We start from the raw sequence: 19608 nt of genomic DNA on the forward strand, positions 1-19608 counted from the left end.
CTGGTCAGGGAGGGGCGGGTCGGGCTAGCGTCCGTTCATGGCAGCTTTGGAGACTCCGCAGGCCTTCGACCCGTGGGACCCGGCGTTCTTGGCGGACCCGTACCCCGTGTACGAGGAACTGCGTGCCCTTGGCCGGGTGCAGTACTTCGAGCCCACCAAGCAGTGGCTGGTCCCGCATCACGCGGACGTGTCGGCGCTGCTGCGGGACCGCCGCCTCGGGCGGACGTACCAGCACCGCTTCACGCACGAGGATTTCGGACGCACGGCGCCGCGGCCGCAGGACGAGCCGTTCCACGTGCTCAACGACAACGGGATGCTCGACCTGGAGCCGCCGGACCACACGCGGATCCGGCGGCTGGTGTCGAAGGCGTTCACGCCGCGCACGGTGGAGCGGCTCAAGCCGTATGTGGACCAGCTGGCCGGCGAGTTGGTCGGCCGACTGGTCGCGGCCGGCGGTGGTGACCTGCTCACCGATGTCGCCGAGCCGCTGCCGGTCTCGGTGATCGCCGAGATGCTGGGGATCCCGGAGTCCGACCGGGCGCCGTTGCGGCCGTGGTCGGCGGACATCTGCGGGATGTACGAGATGAACCCGTCGCAGGAGACGGCGGCGAAGGCGGTCCGGGCGTCGGAGGAGTTCACGGAGTATCTGCTGGGGCTGATCGAGGCCCGCCGCAAGGAACCGGGTGAGGATCTGATCTCGGGCCTGATCGCCGCGTACGAGGAGGGGGAGCGGCTGACGGAACAGGAGATGATCTCGACCTGCGTCCTGCTCCTGAACGCCGGGCACGAGGCGACCGTCAACGCCACGGTGAACGGCTGGTGGGCCCTCTTCCGCAACCCCGGTCAGCTGGCCGTCCTTCGTGCCGACCACTCGCTGGTTCCTACGGCCGTGGAGGAGCTGATGCGGTACGACACCCCGTTGCAGCTGTTCGAGCGCTGGGTACTCGACGATGTCGAGATCGACGGTACGACCATCCCCCGCGGCTCCGAGATCGCCATGCTCTTCGGCTCCGCCAACCACGACCCGGCCGTCTTCACCGCCCCGAAGGAGCTGGACCTCTCCCGAGCGGACAACCCGCACATCTCCTTCAGCGCGGGCATCCACTACTGCATCGGTGCGCCGCTGGCCCGTCTCGAACTGACGGCTTCCCTGCGTGCGTTGCTGGCTCAGGCCCCGACGCTCAGCCTCGCCGCCGAGCCGCAGCGCAAGCCTGCCTTCGTCATCCGGGGGCTGGAGGGGCTCAGCGTCGTGCTCTGACCCGTCGGCCGAGGGCCCAGAGTCCCAGTGCGGCAGCCACCCCGCCCAGAACCATCAACGGCAGCTCCGCGTAGACCACACTCCAGTCGGGCCCTTGCTCGAACCGCCGGAACCGTCCCTGCAAGCCGATGGTCCATACCGCCAGCCCCGCCCCCGCACCGACGACGGCGATCAGACATCCGCCGGCGGCCTGCATCCGTTGCCCCATGCCTGTCATGGACGTGTGGCCGGGGGCTCGGGGTTCCCGGGGCACCCGCGGCCAAGGTGAATCGCGTGGGTGAATCGCTGCTGCTTGACGTCTACGGTGTCACGGACCGAGGAGGTCCGTCGGGAAGGGCCTTGTACGAGTGACTCGACGTGAGGTCGGCCGTTGGGTGCGTGCGTGCTGACGTCGACGATCTCTTCCCAGTGCTCCTCCGCCGGCGTGCTCGGCGGACCGTCCTGAGCGAAGGCAGCCATCCGCACTTCGCACATATACCGGTGTTGATTCCCGTGCGGATGACGGCACCCTGCGTCATGGGCGCGGCGAGGCCGTTCGACCAGTCGGCCGTCTCGATGGCGACTTCCCAGCTGTCCATGACGCCGAAGATGGCCTCGTTGACGAACACGTTGTGCGTGGGGGTCATGGCGGATCTCCTTGCTCGTCCCACGGGTCGTGGCGCGCAGGCGCCGCATCGGTCGCGGGGCGGTCATCCCCGGATACGGGAGGGTAGGGCGGGGTGGGAGTAAAAATCCTCAGCCGCTCAAGTCCCGCCTCCGCAACGCCCCCAGCCCCGCCCCCGCCAGCGCTACCGCGACCCCCGTCAGGATCAGCACCGGCGTCCAGGCCATCTCCCCGCCCGGCAACTTCGGAAGGTGCCCGAAGGGGGAGAGGTTCATGACGGTCTGCGGCATGTTCAGGGCGGGGCCGATCCAGCCGAGGAGGAGGGCGAGGCCGGCCGCGGCCCAGGCGCCGGGGGCGAGTTGGGGGGAGAGTCCGTACAGGAGGACGGCCAGGGCGCCCAGGGTCCAGATGGCCGGGATCTGGACGAGGCAGGCGCCGAGGATGGGGCCGAGATCGGCGCCGTACCCGAGGCCGAGGCCGAGCCCGCCGAGCAGCATGATGAGGACGGCGCCGCCGAAGGCGATGACCAGGTGGCCGGAGGCCCAGCGCAGTCGGCCGACGGCCCCGGCGAGGACGGGTTCGGCGCGCTGCGAGGTCTCCTCGCCGTGCAGCCGTAGCACGGAGGAGACGACGTACAGCGCGGCGACCATGCCGAGCATCCCCACCATCGTGGCGAGGAACGCGTCCGTGATCCCGGTCTGCCCGCCCATGCGTTCGATGATCTCGCGGGTCTTGTCGTTGTCCCCGACGAGATCAGCCGCCCCCTTCGTCATCCCGCCGAAGGCGGCTCCGGCGGCCAGGAACCCGAGGCTCCAGCCCAGCACACTGCCCCGTTGGAGCCGCCGGGCCAGCCCCCCTGCGCTGCCCAGGCGTCCCGCCGCGGGTCCCGGCCGGGTGGGCAGGAAGCTCATGCCGACATCGCGCCGCCCGGCGAGTTCGTACGCGACCGCGCCCTGCACGGCGCACGCCGTGACGAACAGGAGCAGCACCCACCAGTGTTCGTCCGCGAAGGCTCTCATCTCCTCCAGCCAACCCACCGGCGAGATCCAGGTCAGTACGGACGAGCCGTCGGTCGTCGCCGAGTCGCCGGCCGCCTTCAGGACGAAGGCCGCGCCGAGCAGGCCGCCGGTCAGCCCCTTCGCGAGCCGCGCGCTCTCGGTGAACTGCGCGACGATCGCCGCCATGGTCGCGAAGACCATGCCGACACCCGCGACCGCGAGCCCCAACGCCAGTGCTCCGGCGCCGCCCTGGCCCGCCAGGCCGCCCGCGATCAGCAGCGCGAGCGCGCCGTTGGCGACGAACGCCGCCAGCAGCGCCGCGGTCAGCGGGGCGCGCCGCCCCACCATCCCGGCGGAGAGCATCTCCTGCCGCCCGCTCTCCTCCTCGTCACGGGTGTGCCGTACGACGATGAGCAGGCTCATGATCCCGGCGAACACCCCGGCGTAGCCGCCGATGCGCCAGGCGGTGAGCCCGCCGAGCGAGTCGCTGAACACCGGTCCGTACGTGGCGCGCAGGGAGCTGCTGGTGAGCATCTGCTGTGCCACGGCGGCGCGTTCGGGCGGGGTGCCGTAAACGGTCTCCAGGGAGTTCGGCATGGAGAGCACCAGCAGGGCGATCACGCCGACCCAGAGCGGGATCATCACCCGGTCGCGGCGCAGCGCGAACCTCAACAGGGTTCCGGTGCCCGCCAGTTGGTCGGATCCCCCGGCCCGTACCGCGAACGCCGATGTGGTGGTGGCGGTCATCGTGCCATCGCCCTCTCCGAAGCGTGTACGTCCTCCTGGTAGTGCCGCAGGAACAACTCCTCCAGCGTCGGCGGGGTCGAGGTGAGTGACCGTACGCCCGAGTCGGTGAGGGAGCGCAGTACGGCGTCGAGCTTGTCGGTGTCGACCTGGAGCTTGACCCGCCGGCCCGTGACGTCGAGGTGGTGGACCCCGGGCAGTGCCGCCAACCCGCCCGGCGGGCCCGCGAGTTCGGCGGTGACGCTGGTACGGGTGAGGTGGCGCAGGTCGGCGAGCGAGCCGGTCTCGACGGTCCGGCCCTTGCGGATGATGCTGACCCGGTCGCAGAGTTCCTCGACCTCGCTGAGGATGTGTGAGGAGAGCAGGATCGTCCGGCCGCGGTCGCGTTCCTCCTCCACGCAGGCCTGGAAGACCTCCTCCATCAGCGGGTCGAGGCCGGAGGTCGGCTCGTCGAGGATCAGCAGGTCGACGTCCGAGGCGAAGGCGGCGACGAGGGCGACCTTCTGCCGGTTGCCCTTGGAGTACGTGCGCCCCTTCTTGGTGGGGTCGAGTTCGAACCGTTCGACGAGATCGGCCCGGCGCGTCCTGTCGAGGCCTCCGCGCAGCCGCCCATACAGGTCGATGACCTCGCCGCCGGAGAGGTTGCGCCACAGGGTCACGTCTCCGGGGACGTAGGCGATCCGGCGGTGCAGTTCGACCGCGTCCGCCCAGGGGTCGCGGCCGAGCAGGTGCGCCGCGCCCGAGTCGGCGCGCAGCAGGCCGAGGAGGATCCGGATGGTGGTGGACTTGCCGGCACCGTTCGGGCCGAGGAAGCCGTGCACCTCACCGGTCTCGACGTCCAGGTCGAGGCCGTCGAGCGCGTGCGTCCTGCCGAACGACTTGTGCAGTCCGGACACTTCAATGGCGCGGTTTGCCTTCGTCATGATCCAGCTTTCGTCATCGCCGTGATGCAGCCTCCGTCACGATTCAGAACGTACGCTTCTTTCAGAAATTTGTGAAGTTAAGGAAACGTATGAACGGCCGATACACTTGAGGGTGGCGCCTGAGCAGGGGAGATGATCCAGGGATGACCGAATCCAGCGGAGCCGGACGGGACCCGGAGGCGGTTTCGAAGTTCGTCGAGGGATTCGCGGCGCAGCTCGTCGAGGCCGGGATGACGCGTATGCCGGCCCGGGTCTTCGCGGCGCTGCTCGCCTCCGACGCAGCCACCCTGACCTCCGCCGAACTCGGCGAACAGTTGCAGATCAGCCCGGCCGCGGTCTCCGGTGCGGTGCGCTACCTCGCGCAGGTGCACATGGTCTCGCGCGAGCGTGAACCCGGCTCACGGCGCGAGCGCTACCGCGTGCACAGCGACCAGTGGTACGAGGCGCTGACCAACCGCGAGGCGATTCTCAAGCGTTGGGCATACGCGCTGCGCGAGGGCGTCGAGAACCTCGGCGCCGACACACCCGCGGGCCGCCGACTCGCCGAGACCCAGGCCTTCTTCGAGTACCTCGACGGCGAGATCGCGCTGATGATGGACCGCTGGCGCGTCCACCGTGACAAGACCTTCGGCCCGGGCTGAACCACCCGCCCGGGCCGAAGGTCGTTGAACTCCGTTACGGAGCTTTGCCGTTGAGCGCCCGTCTCGGTGTCAGACCCGGTTCCTGCGCCGGACCGCGAGCACCAGCGCGCCGCCGATCAGCAGCGCGCCCGCGCCCGAGGCGGCGGCCGCGAGCACGGCGCTGCTGCTGCCGGTGGCGGCGAGGGAGCCGGTGTCGTCGGCTGTGGCGACCGTCTGCGTCCCGGGGGTGTTGCCGCCGGTCCCGGTTGCGCCGGACGGCGAGGCCGAGGCGCTGGGCGTCGGGGTACCGCCGGCGCCGCCCTCGACCTCGACCTTGATGGCCGCGGTGTCGTTGCCGTGCGTGTGGTCGAACGTCATGGTGTTGCCGTAGGCCGTGGTCGCGCGGGCCTCACCGGTGCTGGTCGCGGCGTTCGTGCGGATCCGCAGACCGAACTCGAAGGATCGGGTGTCCCCGACGGCGAACTCGGTGGGGCGGGGGTTGCAGATGTACTGCGGTGCACCCGGCGTCTGTTCGCCGGTACCGGACTGCGCCTCCGCGTTCCACACGCTGCAACGGTCGGGGATCTCCTCCGCCTTGGTCCCGGTGGGCACGGTCACCAGCAGCGCGGGCTGGTCGTCGCTGGCGTTGTAGCCGACCCAGCCCGGGCCTTCGTTGCTCAGGGAGACGGTCACCTGCACCAGATCGCCCGGTTCGCCCTCGGTGGTCTCGCCGCCCGCGACCATGTCGGCGGTGTTGTCGGCGTCGATGTGCTGCCGGTCGATCGCTGTGCCGTCGGTGGCCGCGTCTCCGGCGGCGACGAGGGAGAGCGCGGGACCGTCACCCGACGGTGCGGTGAGGCCGGCACCCGACAGGGGCAGCGCCTCGTGGCTGAAGTACTCGAACAGGGCCTGCTCCGTCACGTCCAGCCCTACCGGCTGATCCAGCCGGTAGCTCTTGCCGGGCTCGATGACCGTGTCGAACGTGCACAGCGCCTGTTCCGTCAGGCCGTAGGCGTCGGCGCTCTCCGTGGAGTACACGCAGTTCGAGAAGCGCTCCGCGTACGCGAGGCCGATGGTGGTGCGCAGTCGCAACCGCACTCCGTCGGAGGGCAGGGTGCCGACGTTGCTGATCGTGACCGGGTTGTCGATCGTGGACCCGGGCTTGTCGCCCTTCCGGGTCGCCAGTCGGTTGACCGTCAACTCGGTGGTGCCCACGGTCACCTTCGCGGTGGTGGAGACCACGGTGCCGTTGGAGGACGTGCCGCTGAGCGTCACCGTGCCGGTGGTGCCGAGCGGGGTGCCGGGCTTGGCGCTCAGGCCGATGAGTGAGCCGGCCGCTTCGCCCTCGGGGACATCGCGGGCGGGCCAGGTGTAGATGTGGTCGGCCGGTACGGGCGCGTCCGTGGTGACCCAGTCGATGACGTTGCTCAGGTCCGCGCTGATGGCGACGTCCTCCGCCGTACCGGGACCGTCGTTGGTAAGGCCCCAGTTCACCATCGCCGGGTCGTCCGTGGTCGGCGGCACGGGCAGTCCCAGGTCGTCGTCCTGGAGATGGATGCGTACGACCGGGCCGTCGGCGGCTTGGGCGGACGTTGCGGGCAGCCATACGGCGATCGCGGCCGTGAAGACTGCCAGCGCGGCCCCGACTCGGTGCCGGCGGTGGGTCACGGTGGCTCCTCTCGGCGGAGCGCCCGTCGCCCCTGCCATGCCACTGAGACACCTCAGGGACGCGAATGGTTGCCCGGGAGTTCACCATCCTGCCGACGTCACATCAGTCACTGGTACCGCACCGGCCACCGGCAGCCCCCACCCCTACCGCTCCTTGGTCTCCTCCAGCACCGTCCGCCCCAGCAGCGCGTACCGTTCCGGAGCACGTCGCTTCAGATAGGTCGCGTACCCGAGGCCGCCCACCGCGACCAGCGCCACGATCCACGGGGTCGCCTTCAGGACCAGCGAGCCGGACTCCGCCCCCGCCGCCGCGCCCATGTTGGAGAGCAGCAGGACGACCACGCCGAGCATCGCGAGGCCGCCGATGAGGGGGGCGGTGAAGGTCTTGAACCAGTGCCTGCTTTCGGGGTGGTGGGTGCGGAAGTAGGCGAGCACCGCGAAGGAACAGACGGCCTGGACGACCAGGATGGCCATGGTGCCGAGGATGGCGAGGAGGACGTACGTACCGGTGTACGGGTCCTTGCCGGCGATCCAGAACGCGCCGATCAGGACGGCGCTGACGACGGACTGGACGAGACCCGCGATGTGCGGGGAGCCGTGCTCGGGGTGGGTCCGCCCGATCGTCCGCTGGAGCGAGGGCAGCACACCCTCGCGCCCCAGGGCGTACATGTAGCGGGCGGCGCAGTTGTGGAAGGCCATGCCGCAGGCCAGCGAGCCGGTGATCATCAGCCACTGCATGACGTCGACGGCCCAGTGGCCGACGTACCGCTCGGTGGGGTTGAAGAAGAGCGCGAGAGGGTTCGAGGAGGAGGCGGCGGCGACCGCTTCGGTCTCGCCGTTTCCGATGATGGCCATCCAGGAGACGAAGACGTAGAAGACGCCGACACCGAGGACGCTGATCATCGTCGCCTTGGGGATGATCTTCTTCGGGTCGCGCGACTCCTCGCCGTACATCGCCGTCGACTCGAAGCCGACCCACGACCAGAAGGCGAAGAAGAGGCCGAGGCCGGCGCTGGTGCCCTGGAAGGCGTTGACCGGGTTGATGGGACCGAAGGTGAAGCCGTGCGGGCCGCCGCCGTGCAGGGCGACGGAGATCGCCATCGCGGCCAGCACCGTCACCTCGGTGGCGAGCAGCACGACCAGCAGCTTCTCCGCGACCGAGACACCGAACCAGGTACCCGTGGCGTTGACCACGAGCATCACGATCGCGAACGCCCACCACGGGATGTCCAGTCCCGTCTGGTCGTTCAGCGTCGTCGTGGCGAAGGTCGAGAAGATGCCGATGAGCGCGGGCTCGAAGACGACGTACGCGAAGGTCGCGAGCAGCCCGGACGCCAGTCCGACGGTGCGGCCGAGACCGTAGGAGATGAAGCCGTAGAAGGCACCGGTGGACGTGATGTGCTTCGCCATCGCGGTGAAACCGACCGCGAAGACGGCGAGTACGGCCATCGCGACGAGGTAGCTGGCGGGGGCGCCTATGCCGTTGCCGGCGGAGACCATGAAGGGCACGTTGCCGGTCATGGCGGTGATCGGGGCCGCGGTGGCGACGGCCATGAAGACCACGCCGAGCAGGCCGATCGCGTTCGGCTTCAGCCGGTGGACGGTGCCTCCGGAAGCCTCGGCGGTATCCGGACCTCCGGGGGCTACGCCCTCTTGAACCGCCATGGGGTGGCCCCTCTCCTCGATCACTGTCTGCTGGTCACTGCCCGCTACTGCTCGTGCTCAATGGGCCGGAATCCTGCTGGCCGAATGATTCGCCCCGCAGGTCGGGGCGTTAAATGTTTGTCAAATAGACCTTTAGACCGGCTGAGGATCGAACGTCTGCGTAAACTCTCCGGCCTGCCATGGACCCCGAGTCCCGGCCCTTCGTACGGTCGCCGACATGACCACCTACACCGCGGCCCTCGGCGGCCGGAGCTACCGGTTCGACGGACTGGCCCGGCTGCTCGCCGCCGCGAGCCCCGAGCGGTCCGGCGACCGGCTCGCCGGTCTGGCCGCCGAATCCGCGCAGGCCAGGGTCGCGGCGCGGTGGGCTCTCGCGGATGTGCCGCTCGCACGGTTTCTCGCCGAGCCGGTGATCCCGTACGAGGACGACGACGTGACCCGGCTGATCGTGGACACGCACGACGCGGCGGCCTTCATGCCGGTGGCCGGGCTCACGGTCGGCGAGTTCCGGGAGTGGCTGCTGTCCGCGACGGCGGACGCCGCGGCCCTCGCCGCCCTGGCTCCCGGTCTGACACCGGAAATGGTCGCCGCCGTCTCCAAACTCATGGGCAACGCCGACCTGGTCGCCGTCGCCCGCAAGGTGCGCGTGGTCACCGCCTTCCGCTCCACCATCGGCCTGCCCGGCCGCCTGGCGACCCGCCTCCAGCCCAACCACCCCACCGACGACCCGGCGGGTGTCGCCGCGGCGCTCCTGGACGGACTCCTCCTCGGCTCCGGCGACGCCGTCATCGGCATCAACCCGGCGACGGACAGTCCCAAGGCGGTACGGGATCTCCTGGACCTCCTGGACGGTGTGATCGCCCGCTACGACATCCCCACCCAGTCCTGCGTCCTGTGCCATGTGACGACGAGCATCGACCTGATGGAACGCGGCGCCCCCGTCGACCTCGTCTTCCAGTCCATCGCCGGTACGCAGGCCGCGAACGCCTCCTTCGGCGTCACCCTCGGCCTCCTCGACGAGGCGCAGGAGGGCGCGAAGGCGCTGGGCCGGGGCACCGTCGGGCACAACGCCCTCTACTTCGAGACCGGCCAGGGCAGCGCGCTGTCCGCCGACGCGCACCACGGTGTGGACCAGCAGACGGTGGAGGCACGCGCGTACGCCGTGGCACGCCGCTACGACCCCCTCCTCGTGAACACCGTCGTCGGCTTCATCGGCCCTGAGTACCTGTACGACGGCCGCCAGATCCTGCGGGCGGCACTGGAGGACCACTTCTGCGGCAAGCTCCTCGGCCTGCCGATGGGCCTGGACATCTGCTACACCAACCACGCCGACGCCGATGACGACGACATCGCGACCATGCTCACGATGCTCGGCGTCGCGGGCGCCTCCTTCGTGATCTGCACGCCGGGCGGCGACGACATCATGCTCAACTACCAATCCGCCTCCTACCACGACGCGTTGTACCTGCGCGAAGTGCTCGGCCTGCGCCCGGCACCGGAGTTCGAGGCGTGGCTGGAACGGATCGGGCTCCTGGACGGCACGGGCGGCATACGCGATGTCTCCGGCACGGCCCATCCCCTGATGACGATCGGCAAGGAGCTGGCGGCGTGACGGATTGCGAATCCCTTGCTGGGAGTGGGCGGCGTGACGGGTTGCGTATCCCTTGCTGGGAGTCGGCGGCGTGACGGGTTGCGGATCTCTTGCTGGGAGTGGGCGCCTGTGATGGGTTGTGGATCAGTTGCTGGGAGTGGGAGCGCATGACGGACCGTCAATTGGCTGAGCTGGTACGGGCCTTGGTGGCGCCCGAGTCCGACGCCGCGATGTGGGCCACCCTGCGCCGGCACACCCAGGCCCGGATCGGCCTCGGCAGGGCGGGCTCCGCCCTGCCGACACGGCACCGTCTGGAGCTCCAGGCCGCGCACGCCGCCGCGCGGGACGCGGTGCACTCACCGTTCGAACCGGAGGTGGTGGCGGCCGCGCTGACGGGAGTTCCGACCGTACGGGTCCGGAGCGCCGCCCCCGACCGGCTCACCTATCTCCAGCGCCCCGACCTGGGCCGCCGTCTCGACGACCTCGACCGGGCCCATCTGCCCCGGGACGACTGGGACGTGGCGTTCGTGGTCGCCGACGGGTTGTCGAGCCGGGCCGTGCACGAGCACGCGGCGCCGGTGATCCACAAGACCACCTCGCTGCTGCCCGGCAGCTGGCGAGTCGCCCCGGTCGTCCTCGCCGAGCAGGCCCGGGTGGCTCTCGGCGACGACATCGCCCACGCGCTGGGTGCCGCGATGGTTGTCGTCCTCATCGGTGAACGCCCCGGTATGTCCGCGGCGGACTCGCTGGGCGCGTATCTCACGTACGCCCCCGTGCCGGGCACCACGACGGACGCCGACCGCAACTGCCTCTCCAACATCCGGCCGCCGCTGGGGCTGTCCCATGCGGGGGCTGCCGCCAAGCTGGCGGCGCTGATGCGGCGGGCGCGCGAGCTCGGGGGGACGGGGGTGGCTCTGAAGGACGAGTCGGACGGGGTGACTGCAAGCCTTTAGCCCGTCCGGCGTTTGAGGACGAGGCCGTCCAGGCCGAAGCGGGGGTCTGGGGGCGGCAGCCCCCAGGAACAAGGGACGGGTAGGGGCGGAGGGGGCGAAAAGCTCCACCGCCCCAGCCCCCAGAAACAAGGGACGGGCAGGGCGGCGGGGGCGAAAAACTCCACCCCCCCAGCCGCCCGCGCCGCCCACTCCCTCACCCCGCCGGCAACGTAAGCCCCCAAGCCCCCTCCCACACCACCCACGTCCGAGTCCGCACCGGCCCCCCGACCACCGCGTCCGCCCGATACCGGAAATCCGCCCCGGAGACGGTCACCCGTCGCCCCACGACCCGTATCGGCGCGACCGCCGCCCCGACGGACACCGGCCGGATCTCGACCTCCGCACCACCGAGAACCCCCGGCGTCACGGAAACCGACTCCACGGGCTGGTCGAGGTCGACGAGGAGCACCCCGTCGACCTCGACCCGCAGCCGCGAAGGCCGCGCGTGCTCGGGCGCGGGAGCGGCGACAAGACGCCCCGGCCGCGAGGCGAGCGTGCGGACCAGCGACTGGCAGGTCCGCAGCCAGGGCGGCCGGACGGCGTCCGACTCCTCGGAGACGGAGAACGGGACCGCGCCCGGAGAGGGCAGGGCAACCGACGGAATCCGCAGCGCCCCCACCACCACCCCGTCACTGTCGTCCACCAGCAGATCCATGCGCCGCTCCACCCCGTCGAGCACGGCGCGAGCCGCCGCGACGGCCCCCATGGGCACCCCGAGCGACCGGGCGAGCGACAGCACACCCCCCACCGGCACGAGGGACACCGCGCACGCCCCCAGCGCCCGCTGCCGGTGCAAAAGCGACACGGCACGCAGCAGCGCCCGGTCGTCCCCGACGACAACGGGCCGCCGGGACCCCCGACGGGCGAGCACACGAGCAAATTCCTCAGGCCCGGCCGGGAGGCACACTTTCGTGGCCGCACCCGCGCTGAGCACGTCTTTTGCGATCCGTACCGACTCACCGTCACTGCGATGGGCGACCGGGTCGATGACCACCAGGAGCTGGTCGGAAGGCGCCACCTCGGTCATGCCTCGCTTCCTCGGGTAGCATCTTTGTGCAAGAGCCCCTTGCGCTATTGCGCCAGGGGCTTGGTCTATTCCGGGGCATCCGGTCCGAAGGTCGCGGCCAAAGAAGGTCGCCGGCATACGCAGCCGTGCACACACATCGGTCGCGTACGTCCCCGACCTTGGACATGCCCCGCCCGGAAGGGGTGTACGCGCGTGCCCGCACTTGTGCTGCTCGGTGCTCAGTGGGGTGACGAAGGTAAGGGAAAGGCCACGGACCTGCTCGGCGGTTCCGTGGATTATGTGGTGCGCTACCAGGGCGGCAACAACGCCGGCCACACGGTAGTCGTGGGCGACCAGAAGTACGCCCTCCACCTTCTCCCTTCCGGAATCCTCACACCGGAGTGCACTCCGGTCATCGGAAACGGAGTCGTCATCGACCCGTCGGTCCTGTTCTCCGAGCTGAACGGACTGAACGAGCGAGGCGTCGACACGTCCAAGCTCCTGATCAGCGCAAACGCGCACGTCATCACGCCGTACAACGTGACGGTGGACAAGGTGACGGAACGCTTCCTCGGGAAGCGGAAGATCGGCACCACCGGACGTGGCATCGGCCCGACGTACGCGGACAAGATCAACCGCGTGGGCATTCGCATCCAGGACCTGTACGACGAGTCGATCCTGACGCAGAAGGTCGAAGCGGCCCTCGACGGCAAGAACCAGCTCCTCACCAAGGTCTTCAACCGCCGCGCCATCGAGGTCGACCAGGTCGTCGAGGAACTGCTGACCTACGCGGACCGCCTCAAGCCGTACGTCGCCGACACCGTGCTGCTCCTGAACAAGGCGCTCGACGACAACAAGGTCGTCCTCTTCGAGGGCGGTCAGGGCACGCTGCTCGACATCGACCACGGCACGTATCCCTTCGTCACGTCCTCGAACCCCACCGCGGGCGGCGCGTGCACGGGCTCGGGCGTCGGCCCGACGAAGATCAGCCGCGTCATCGGCATCCTCAAGGCGTACACGACCCGGGTCGGCGCGGGCCCGTTCCCGACCGAGCTCTTCGACGCGGACGGCGACGCGCTGCGCCGCATCGGCGGCGAGCGGGGCGTCACGACGGGCCGCGACCGCCGCTGCGGCTGGTTCGACGCGGTCATCGCCCGCTACGCGACCCGCGTCAACGGCCTGACCGACTTCTTCCTCACCAAGCTGGACGTGCTGACCGGCTGGGAGGAGATCCCGGTCTGCGTGGCGTACGAGATCGACGGCAGGCGTGTCGAGGAACTCCCGTACTCCCAGACCGACTTCCACCACGCGAAGCCGATCTACGAGACCCTCCCGGGCTGGTCCGAGGACATCACCAAGGCGAAGTCCTTCTCCGACCTCCCGAAGAACGCCCAGGCCTACGTCAGGGCCCTGGAGGACATGTCCGGCGCCCCGATCTCCGCGATCGGCGTCGGCCCGGGCCGCGACGAGACGATCGAGATCAACTCGTTCATCTAGTACGGCGGTTCATCCAGTACGGCTGGTACGACTGTTGGACGCGCCCCCGGTTAGGCTTCGGCCGACCCGGGGCGCGGTCGTCGCCCCGACCGCCAAGGGGGGTCGACCAGATGACCGCGCCGTTTGAACCACCGAAAACGATCCCGGTGCCACGCCGCGTCCTGATGGTGCTCTGGACACTTTGGTTGAAGGCTGGGCGCTGTGTCCGTTGAGTTCGCCACCTGCACTTACCAGTATCGGCGGGGCCCGGTCGTCCTTGACAGGCTCAGCTTCGCCTTCCCCGCGGGCCGCACCGTGTTGCTGGGGCCCAACGGTGCGGGCAAGACCACGCTTCTGGCTCTTGCCGCCTCTGCCTTGAAGCCTCGGTCGGGCACCGTCACCTTCGCGGGACTAGACCCCGCCGTGCGGTCCCAACTGCGTGGCTATCGGCGCCAGGTCGGTTGGATGCCCCAGCAGATCACTCCCGTTCCCGGTATGACGTGCCAGGAACAGGTTGCCTATGCCGGGTGGCTCAAGGGCATGTCACGACGTGACGCGTGGGACGGAGCCTTGGAGGCACTCGAGCGCGTGGGGCTCGCCCAAAAGGCAGGCCAGCAGACGGCATCGCTGTCCGGCGGACAGTTGCATCGGGTCGGCGTGGCCCAGACGCTGGTGCACTCTTCTCGACTCGTTCTGATGGACGAACCGACAGCGGGTCTCGACCCCGCGCAGCGGGGCACGTTCCGGAAGGTCGTCGAGCAGCTCTCCGAGAGCGCCGACGTCGTCGTCTCCACACACCAGACCGAGGACCTTTCCGAGGTCTATGACCACGTCGTCGTCCTGTCGGACGGGATGATCCGATTCAGCGGTACCGTCAAGGAGTTCTACGCCCAGGCCCCGAACGACACGGCGGCGGGCCGAATTGCGGACGGCGCCTACGCGGCTGTTCTCGGCGGGGGCGAAGCGTGGTGATGTTCCGCCTCCACCCACGTGCCAATGCGGCTGTTCTCGTCGCTCCCCTCCTTCTTGGCATCGTTGTCCTCTACGTCTCCTCGGACTACGTCGCCGGGGATCTGGACGGCTACTGGACCGCGGCCACCGCCAAGGCGGCCTCGGCTCTGAACTTCATCGCCCCGGTGACCGCGGCGTGTGCCGCCTGGGAAGCCGGAAGACTCCGCCGCGCCGGAATCGGCGCCGCGACCCCGACCCGTAACGGATGGCAGATCGCCGTAGCGTCCCTCGCGCCGGTCGTGCTGCTGGGTTTTCTCGCCCTCGCGGCGGCACTCGCCGTAGCCCGCCTGCACATGGAGTCGGCTCCGGGGTGGCCGGATGCCCGGATCCTCGCGTCGGCCGGCGTCATCCTGTGCGCCCATGTCATCGCCGGATACGCGATCGGAATGTGGCTGCCCCCGGTGGCCGCCGTCCCCGTGGTGCTGGTCGGGGACTACTTGTGGAACGTGTACCCGCCCGCGCTGGAGCCTCTGTGGCTGCGCCATCTCACTCGGCCGGCCTCCGGCTGCTGTATGAACACCTCCGCAGCCGACCCGGGGGGCATCGTGGCACCTGCCCTCCTGGCTGTCGGCCTGGCCGCCGTGGCCCTCGCTGCCACGGCTGCTTCCCGGCACGCACCCCGTCTGGGGAGCCTGCCCAGATCCGTCCCGTACTTGGGGGCCGCACTGGCGGTGATCGCTGCCTTGGCCACCACTGCTGAGGGTGTCAGCCTTGTGGACAGACTCGGCCCGGATGCGATCGAGGCGCGTCCGCTGTCTGATCTGGTCTGCGCCAACCCCCAGGGCACGCGGGTGTGTGTCTGGCCCGAGCACGCGCCCCGTCTCACCGAGACGGCCCGTACCGTGAGCGCGGCGGTCGAACGCCTCCGTCTCGTCGGAGTGACGCCACCGGATGTCATCACGGAGAGCAGCCAGCAGCCCGGGCAGAAACAGTGGACGGTCACGGTCAGGCAGGATCCCGGCTTCACCAGCCAGGACATCATGACCAGTCTCATCGCCGATCTCACCGTGGTCCTGGTCAACAGCCCACACAACGAGGGCAACGCGAACTGCCCGGTGGACCCGGCCAAGGCCGCACAACAGGCGTTCGACTCCCAGGATGAGCTCAGCAACTGGCTTGCCGTGCGGGCCGGTATGAGTCCGCAGGAAGTCCGCCTCCGCTCCGACCCACGGACCTGGGAACCCGTCGGACACGTCCTCGACTCCAGCCTGACCAGCCAGAAGGATTGGTACCGCGCCACCCTCATTAGGGTGCGGTGCATGCCGCGATGACATGGTGGCTCCACACGCGGCGCGTGACGCTGCTCATGATCGTCACAGTCGGATTCTGGGCCGTGACCCTTGTCCTGGGAAACAGCAGTCTGCCGCTGCCCCAGCTGGGCGGGGCGACATCGGCGAACGTCCCGTTCATCCTCTTCGCCCCACTGGCGCCGGCCATTGCCCTGAACGCGTGCTACGGCACGCCCACAGCCATCGAGATGACAGCGCTACGACGAATCGCCGCTCTCGATTCCCTGCTCGCCGTCGCGATGGTGGTGGTAACGGCCGCTGTGGCAGCCCCGGTCACGGCAGGATGGATCAGCGGTTTCGATGAGTCCACAGTCGAGTCGGCTGTCCGGAACCTGGTCTGTTACACCGGGCTCGCCCTCATCGGCAGAGCGGCTCTCGGCACCCACGCTTCAACAGTGATTCCGACGCTGGTCGCCTTGGCCGTCTCAGTCTTCGGCTACGGACCGGAACAGGCAGCCCACTGGTGGGCGTGGCCTGCGGCGGAATCCTCCGACCTGCTCTCCTGGGCGGGATCCGCCGCCCTCCTCTCGATCGGCCTGTATCGCACGGCCCAAGGAGACTTTCCCCGCCGTTCGTGAAGGAAGGGGCACAGCACCGCTGTCATCTCAACCGCGGTCGGCGAGAAAGGCGGTCCAGGCTTCGCCGGAGACGGTGAGGTGGGGGCCGCCGGGGTTTTTCGAGTCGCGGATGTGGATGGTGTGGGGGCAGGTGGCGACCTCTACGCAGTTGCCGCCGCCGTCGTCGCTGTACGTCGACTTGTGCCAGTCGAGGGCGACTTCCACGCAGTTGCCGCCGCTGCTGTCGCTGTAGCTGGACTTGAACCACCGCAGGGTTCCGGTGCGGGTCATCGTTCTTCTCCTGCCAACCGCTCGATGAGGCTCAGTGACTCGTCGGGACTGAGCGTCTGTGCGCGGATCTTCGCATAGCGGTGCGCCAGTTGGGACACTTCCGGCGGATCGCTGACGAGGATGCCCTGGTCCTCGATCTCCATGTAGACGACGTGGTCGTGCTCCTTGGTCACCACGAGCTTCATGGCGCCACGAGCGCCCGCGTACGTTCCGCGCAGCCCGCGGTCCAGCGGCAGCACCTGCACACAGACATTGTCCCTTGCGGCGTCCTCCACGAGCGAGCGCAGCTGCCCGCGCAGGACCTCCCAACTGCCGAACGGCCGCCGCAGCACACTCTCTTCGAGGATCAGCTCGATCATCGGGGCAGGCTCGCGCTCGAAGAGCCGCCGGCGGACCAGCCGCGCCTCGACCAATTCCTCCCGCTTCTGCTCGGACACCGGCGGATAGCCACCGCCGATCAACGCTCGCGCGTACTCCTCGGTCTGGAACAGGCCGTCGACCACCAGCGTCTCGTACGAGGAGATCGTGACCGCCCCGGCCTCCAGCTCCGAGAAGCCACGGAAGCGCGACGGATACTTCTCCAACAACACGAACCTGCGCGCCTTCTCGAAGACCCCGAGCCCGCTCCCGATCGTCTCCTCCAGCTTGACGAGCATCTTGTCGCTGGCGGGCTGTGCGCAGGTCTCCATCGCGCTGATCGCCGAAGCCGTGTAGCCGGTCTTCTTGCCCAACTCCTCCTGCGACAGCTGATGTTTCTCCCGCAGTGCCTTCGACAGGGCGGCCACCATCTGGGCCGTACCGCTCGCTCCCGCTTTGTTCTCCGTCCGCGCCATCGCGGTCACCCCCGGAACTCGACCGACCTCAACCGAACTCAACCGGACACAACTGGCCTTCAGTGCCCGCGTCGATACGCACACCGTTCCCGATGGTCGACGCAGAGTCATGGAAAACGCTAGCTCCGCCTGCGGAAACTGTCCCCATGGATACACAAAGTCACGAAACAAACCTCGACGAGCCCCCATTCATCCCTGACTGGATCCCGGTCACCGGCATCCAACTCCGCAAGGCGGGCGTCCAGTTCGACGCGGTCCGGGTGGACGGCGACGAAGGCCGAACCCTCGCGGACACCCTCGCGCGGATGACGGGCGGTGACCCCGGCCCGGTGGTCGAGGAGGCGAACGGGCGCCGGGCGGTGTACTTCCTGGTCCCGGTCGGCAGTACGTCGCACCGGGCGTGGCCGGACGGAGTCACCCGCCTCACCGCCGGCCCGAACCACGTCTCGTACGTCCCCGTGCCCGCCCTCAGCGGGCAGACCTGGCCGCTGAGTTGGCGCCATCGGCCAGGCGCCGACGGCCGCCTCGTACACACGCTGCTGCTGCGCTCCGCGCTCCAGTCGCAAGAGTGGGCGTACCTCACATAACGGGCATAGGCTGAAAACGCAAACGCACGTGCGTCGACTGGAGAAGTCGATCAGAAGAAGGTGAGTGCGATGCGCGTCCTGCTCAAGGCCACTCTCGACACGGAGAAGTCGAACGAAGCGATCCGCAGCGGCAAGATGCCGGAGCTGATCAAGGAGATCCTGGACCATCTCAAGCCAGAGGCGGCGTACTTCGCGCCTTTGGACGGCAGCCGAACCTGCCTCCTGGTCTTCGACATGAAGGACAGTTCGGACCTGCCTCCTGTCGGTGAGCCGTTCCTCACCCAGTTCAACGCCAAGGTCGAGATCAGCCCGATCATGAACGCCGAGGACCTTCAGAAGGGCCTGTCCCAGCTCCGCTGACCGCGGGGGCGTCCGATTCACCCCCAGGGATGAAGAACGCGAACTTCCACCTGGGAAAAGGCAGTTGCGGCTTGCTTTCGTCGCTGTGCGTGCCCATAGAGTCACGCCAACGAAACGCCCCCGCGGTGCGCCAACACCCGGGGGCTCGGCACCAGGAGTAAGCCGGAGCTCCCAATGCGCATTCATCGTACGACGCCCACGCGCGCCTTTTCAGTCTTCGCGAACGCCCTCCTCCGCGACCGGAGCATCTCCTGGTGCGCGGTCGGCGTACTGACGTACCTCCTGAGCCTCCCGAACGGCGCCCGCGCCACCATCCGTACGCTCGCCGAGCAGCGCAAGGAAGGGCGGGCGCGGATCGCGGCCGCCCTGCATGAGCTGGAGGAATCCAGGTATCTGCGGCGGGTGCTGCACAAGAACCCGGAGAGCGGCCAACTCTTCACCGTGTACGAGGTGTTCGACACTCCGTACGACGACGAACCACCCTCGGGTGAACCCGAAAAAATCCAGAACCTGGCCTCCGGTGAGTCGGAATCCGCCGCCTCGGGCCCGCTCCCTTCGGGAGAAAAAACCAGGGAACAAGAACCTCCCTCCCCGCCGACGTCGGAGTCGGCAGCGGAGCCGACGCTGACTCCGACGTCGGAGTCGGCACCGCCGCCGCAGAGCGAGCGCACCGCGCTCGCCGCGAAGCTGCTCGGCTCGCTCGGCCGCGCCGAACCCCGGCTCGCGCTCGGCGCGGCGGAGGCGTTGCGGCTCGCGCCGCTGGTGGAGGAGTGGTGGGAGCGGGGCGCGAGCAGCGCGGCGGTGCGGGCCGCGCTGACGCAGGGGCTGCCGTCCCCGGTGTACTCACCCCGGGCTCTCCTCGAGGATCGCCTGCGCCGCAAGCGCCCGGCCGGCGTCCCCGAGTCGGCAGGGTCTCCGGTCACGACCGTCGAGATCCGCAGCACCGTCGAGATCCGCAAACCCGGCGCGCCCGCCTACCGGGACGCCGCGCGCCGGGGCGGCGCACTGGCCCGCGCGCTGCTGAGCGGGCGGGCGGCGCCCGCGTAGGCCCACCAGGACTCCCGGCCGTGCGTCCGTGCGGCCGGGTCGCTCAAGAGAAACGGAGTGTCGATGACCGTCACACTCGTACGCCCAG

19 protein-coding genes are annotated in these 19608 nt (G+C 69.3%); 11 read left to right on the forward strand and 8 right to left on the reverse strand.

All coding sequences use genetic code 11. From position 1 onward, the window contains the following. Nucleotides 1-37: 37 nt before the first annotated feature. On the forward strand, nt 38-1258 hold the full coding sequence (locus ACIPC1_RS15395; protein WP_402517025.1) for a cytochrome P450: 1221 nt from the start codon (nt 38-40) through the stop codon (nt 1256-1258). On the opposite strand, the gene ACIPC1_RS15400 is transcribed toward ACIPC1_RS15395, so the two are convergent. From ACIPC1_RS15400 to ACIPC1_RS15410, 3 genes are all read right to left on the reverse strand, one after another. After that, nucleotides 1242-1466, reverse strand: a complete 225-nt coding sequence (locus ACIPC1_RS15400) for a hypothetical protein (RefSeq protein ID WP_402517027.1) — start codon at nt 1464-1466, stop codon at nt 1242-1244. The genes ACIPC1_RS15395 and ACIPC1_RS15400 overlap by 17 nt on opposite strands. Nucleotides 1467-1993: 527 nt before the next feature. Beyond that, nucleotides 1994-3607 (reverse strand): ABC transporter permease, encoded by a 1614-nt coding sequence (locus ACIPC1_RS15405; RefSeq protein WP_402517028.1) that lies wholly within the window; start codon nt 3605-3607, stop codon nt 1994-1996. Next, entirely contained in the window at nt 3604-4527 is a 924-nt protein-coding gene (locus tag ACIPC1_RS15410; protein WP_402517031.1) for an ATP-binding cassette domain-containing protein, read from the reverse strand. The genes ACIPC1_RS15405 and ACIPC1_RS15410 overlap by 4 nt, the downstream gene beginning before the upstream one ends. Nucleotides 4528-4670: 143 nt before the next feature. Between ACIPC1_RS15410 and ACIPC1_RS15415 the strand changes: the two genes are divergently transcribed. Further along, a complete protein-coding gene (locus ACIPC1_RS15415; RefSeq protein WP_402517032.1) occupies nt 4671-5168 on the forward strand; it encodes a GbsR/MarR family transcriptional regulator in 498 nt (165 codons plus the stop codon). 69 nt (nt 5169-5237) lie between these two features. Here ACIPC1_RS15415 and ACIPC1_RS15420 read toward each other — a convergent pair whose 3' ends face one another. Together ACIPC1_RS15420 and ACIPC1_RS15425 are read right to left on the reverse strand one after the other, a co-directional pair. Continuing rightward, complete coding sequence (locus ACIPC1_RS15420; RefSeq protein WP_402517034.1) at nt 5238-6815, reverse strand: LPXTG cell wall anchor domain-containing protein; 1578 nt, start codon at nt 6813-6815, stop codon at nt 5238-5240. A 144-nt stretch (nt 6816-6959) separates the two neighbouring features. After that, on the reverse strand, nt 6960-8480 hold the full coding sequence (locus tag ACIPC1_RS15425) for an APC family permease (protein WP_384381385.1): 1521 nt from the start codon (nt 8478-8480) through the stop codon (nt 6960-6962). 217 nt (nt 8481-8697) lie between these two features. Here ACIPC1_RS15425 and ACIPC1_RS15430 point away from each other — a divergent pair, with 217 nt between their 5' ends. Both ACIPC1_RS15430 and eutC read left to right on the forward strand, forming a co-directional pair. Next, complete coding sequence (locus ACIPC1_RS15430) at nt 8698-10092, forward strand: ethanolamine ammonia-lyase subunit EutB (protein WP_402517036.1); 1395 nt, start codon at nt 8698-8700, stop codon at nt 10090-10092. Between the two features lie 146 nt (nt 10093-10238). Further along, entirely contained in the window at nt 10239-11024 is a 786-nt protein-coding gene (eutC, locus tag ACIPC1_RS15435) for an ethanolamine ammonia-lyase subunit EutC (protein WP_402517038.1), read from the forward strand. Between the two features lie 193 nt (nt 11025-11217). On the opposite strand, the gene ACIPC1_RS15440 is transcribed toward eutC, so the two are convergent. After that, on the reverse strand, nt 11218-12090 hold the full coding sequence (locus tag ACIPC1_RS15440) for a diacylglycerol kinase (protein ID WP_402517040.1): 873 nt from the start codon (nt 12088-12090) through the stop codon (nt 11218-11220). Nucleotides 12091-12282: 192 nt separating this feature from the next. Between ACIPC1_RS15440 and ACIPC1_RS15445 the strand changes: the two genes are divergently transcribed. The 4 genes from ACIPC1_RS15445 to ACIPC1_RS15460 all read left to right on the forward strand — a co-directional run bounded on the left by ACIPC1_RS15445 (nt 12283) and on the right by ACIPC1_RS15460 (nt 16423). Beyond that, on the forward strand, nt 12283-13566 hold the full coding sequence (locus tag ACIPC1_RS15445) for an adenylosuccinate synthase (RefSeq protein WP_402517042.1): 1284 nt from the start codon (nt 12283-12285) through the stop codon (nt 13564-13566). Between the two features lie 201 nt (nt 13567-13767). Beyond that, nucleotides 13768-14517 (forward strand): ATP-binding cassette domain-containing protein, encoded by a 750-nt coding sequence (locus ACIPC1_RS15450; protein ID WP_402517044.1) that lies wholly within the window; start codon nt 13768-13770, stop codon nt 14515-14517. Beyond that, entirely contained in the window at nt 14511-15827 is a 1317-nt protein-coding gene (locus ACIPC1_RS15455) for a hypothetical protein (protein ID WP_402517046.1), read from the forward strand. The genes ACIPC1_RS15450 and ACIPC1_RS15455 overlap by 7 nt, the downstream gene beginning before the upstream one ends. A 35-nt stretch (nt 15828-15862) precedes the next feature. Further along, nucleotides 15863-16423, forward strand: a complete 561-nt coding sequence (locus ACIPC1_RS15460) for a hypothetical protein (RefSeq protein ID WP_402517047.1) — start codon at nt 15863-15865, stop codon at nt 16421-16423. A 27-nt stretch (nt 16424-16450) separates the two neighbouring features. Here ACIPC1_RS15460 and ACIPC1_RS15465 read toward each other — a convergent pair whose 3' ends face one another. Both ACIPC1_RS15465 and ACIPC1_RS15470 read right to left on the reverse strand, forming a co-directional pair. Beyond that, nucleotides 16451-16693 (reverse strand): DUF397 domain-containing protein, encoded by a 243-nt coding sequence (locus tag ACIPC1_RS15465; RefSeq protein WP_402517048.1) that lies wholly within the window; start codon nt 16691-16693, stop codon nt 16451-16453. Beyond that, nucleotides 16690-17535 carry a Scr1 family TA system antitoxin-like transcriptional regulator gene (locus ACIPC1_RS15470; RefSeq protein ID WP_402517049.1) on the reverse strand — a complete coding sequence of 282 codons (846 nt, stop codon included), beginning with the start codon at nt 17533-17535 and terminating at the stop codon, nt 16690-16692. Before ACIPC1_RS15470 ends, ACIPC1_RS15465 begins: the two co-directional genes overlap by 4 nt. 137 nt (nt 17536-17672) lie before the next feature. On the opposite strand from ACIPC1_RS15470, the gene ACIPC1_RS15475 reads away from it, so the two are divergent. The 3 genes from ACIPC1_RS15475 (at nt 17673) to ACIPC1_RS15485 (ending at nt 19520) form a co-directional block, all read left to right on the forward strand. Next, nucleotides 17673-18113, forward strand: a complete 441-nt coding sequence (locus ACIPC1_RS15475; protein ID WP_402517051.1) for a hypothetical protein — start codon at nt 17673-17675, stop codon at nt 18111-18113. Nucleotides 18114-18182: 69 nt separating this feature from the next. Next, on the forward strand, nt 18183-18473 hold the full coding sequence (locus ACIPC1_RS15480) for a hypothetical protein (protein ID WP_384381363.1): 291 nt from the start codon (nt 18183-18185) through the stop codon (nt 18471-18473). A gap of 174 nt (nt 18474-18647) precedes the next feature. Beyond that, nucleotides 18648-19520, forward strand: a complete 873-nt coding sequence (locus ACIPC1_RS15485) for a hypothetical protein (protein ID WP_402517052.1) — start codon at nt 18648-18650, stop codon at nt 19518-19520. Nucleotides 19521-19608: the final 88 nt, after the last annotated feature.

Source organism: Streptomyces sp. NPDC087263 (assembly GCF_044744645.1).
Classification (GTDB): domain Bacteria; phylum Actinomycetota; class Actinomycetes; order Streptomycetales; family Streptomycetaceae; genus Streptomyces.